The organism is Ferruginibacter sp., from assembly GCF_031430955.1.
In the GTDB taxonomy this organism is placed as follows: domain Bacteria; phylum Bacteroidota; class Bacteroidia; order Chitinophagales; family Chitinophagaceae; genus Ferruginibacter.
Window position 1 is genome coordinate 1 of sequence record NZ_JANPCM010000239.1, and the last position, 1,950, is coordinate 1,950.

Here is a 1,950-nt window from a genome sequence, read left to right on the forward strand (position 1 = left end):
ATATCACTGCCGAGCAGCACGATAAAATAAAAATCGCTTTGCTACAATCGGGGCTCGAGCTGATGGATGATAAAAAAGCCATCCTGATCGAAAAAATAAAAAACGTCATAATAGAAATGATCCATTACTCCGATGAACTGCCTAAAACAAATTTTTCGGATTACCTGAGCCAAAAATTAAGTTACGATTACACTTATATGGCCAATCTCTTTTCCGAAAAAGAAGCCACTACAATAGAGCATTTTATAATTATGCATAAAATAGAAAAGGTAAAGGAATTAATTATTTACGATGAGCTCACCCTTACTGAAATTGCCTGGAAACTCCACTACAGCAGTGTAGCACATCTTTCTGCACAGTTTAAAAAAACAACAGGCCTAACCCCTTCTTTTTTTAAATCCCTTAAAAACAGAAAACGCAACACGTTAGAAGACGTGTAATTTTTTTTTCTCCATAAATCAAACTTTTAAGGGTGGGAATCATATAACTTTTATAAAGAGTTATATAACAATTTTACTCTAATAAATGCCACCTTTACAAACTAGTTATTATTTTACAATTTAAAAGATAAAAATGGAAAAGAGTAAAATTAATAAAAGCGATAAGCCATCAGAAAAAAATACAACTGCGCCGCTAAAGCAGCGTAATGATAAGGGTACAACCCCTCTTAACAACCCAACAGCAAACCCTGGTAAACAACAAAATATCCAGGAAGCAGATCAGCAGCCACAGGTTACAACTTCAACCCGTAACCACATCAGGAAAGAAAACGAATTTGCAGATAGTGGAACAGCTAACGGTAAAGCCAGGAAGAAAAATAAGTCTGTAAAGGAGGAAGATCCGAAAGCAAAACAACAGGAAAATAAAAATATTGCTAAGGGGTATTTGTAAAAATGGTTTTCAGTTTTTGATAACTTTTTTTATAGTTGATGATTGCTGTTACTGAACTTAAATTTTAATATAGGGAAATGAATAAATCAATTACTGCATTGAATAATCTTATTGAAATTAACATCGACAGGGGTGAAGGGTATGCAGCTGCCGCACAAGAAACCGGTGAGGATGATTTAAAAATTTTGTTTCCACAATTGCAGCAAACAAGCCTGCAGTGTAAAGAAATACTTTGCAAAGAAGTAGAGCGTTTAGGGGGCATGCCTGCCGATTGCACTAAAATAACCAATGGATTTTATGAAATCTGGATAGCTATTAAAAACGCACTTACAAATAAAGACCGTAAAGAATTACTAAAATTATGTGAACAGGCCGAACAGGTTGCCGTTAAAAGTTACGATGAAACGCTAAACAGTATTACTGGTGATATTACTCCGGAGCAGCTGAGCATCCTGCAAATGCAGCACCTTTTAATTAAAGCAGAACACCATAAAGTAAAAACTTTATGTGATATGCTGGCAGTTAATTAATAGTTTTTTTAATCAAGCCATAAGGGCAATGGCATTAAGTTAATAGTATTTAAATTATAAAACTCCCAATTCCAGTTCCCTCTCTTTTGGAGAGGGGTTGGGGTGAGGTCTTCGTTTCGCCGGAATCTTCATAGCTGCGCCTTAGTGCGCTGGCAGGAGACCCCGGCGTTTAAAAAAGTGTTTCAAATATTTTTACTACCACCATTCATTTTTATATCTCTTTGTAATGCAGTCAAATAAAATGTTTGCTTATCCATGACTAATAAAATAATGCACTGCTATGAAGACCCCGGCAAAACTGGAGAGTGGCTTTCTGTAAATTTTAGCATCTTTTACACGCCGGGGTCTCACCCAGCGCTTATTGCTCTGCTGTGAAGCCCCCGGCGAAACGAAAAAATAAAATGTTTGCTTATCCCTGACTAATAAAATAATGCACTGCTATGAAGACCTCAGTAAAACTGGAGAGTGGCTTTCTGTAAATTTTAGCATGTTTTACACGCCGGGGTCTCACCTTACGATTATTGCTCTC

The 1,950-nt window shown here is 36.4% G+C and carries 3 protein-coding genes; all 3 read left to right on the forward strand.

All coding sequences use genetic code 11. From position 1 onward, the window contains the following. A partial coding sequence (locus ACY65O_RS06675) for a helix-turn-helix domain-containing protein (protein ID WP_462220075.1) occupies positions 1-440 on the forward strand: 440 nt, incomplete at its 5' end. Between the two features lie 133 nt (positions 441-573). After that, the gene (locus ACY65O_RS06680; protein WP_462220076.1) at positions 574-891 is read left to right on the forward strand and encodes a hypothetical protein; all 318 of its coding nucleotides are present in this window, start codon (positions 574-576) and stop codon (positions 889-891) included. A 77-nt stretch (positions 892-968) separates the two neighbouring features. Beyond that, positions 969-1,421, forward strand: a complete 453-nt coding sequence (locus ACY65O_RS06685; RefSeq protein ID WP_462220077.1) for a PA2169 family four-helix-bundle protein — start codon at positions 969-971, stop codon at positions 1,419-1,421. Positions 1,422-1,950 lie beyond the last annotated feature (529 nt).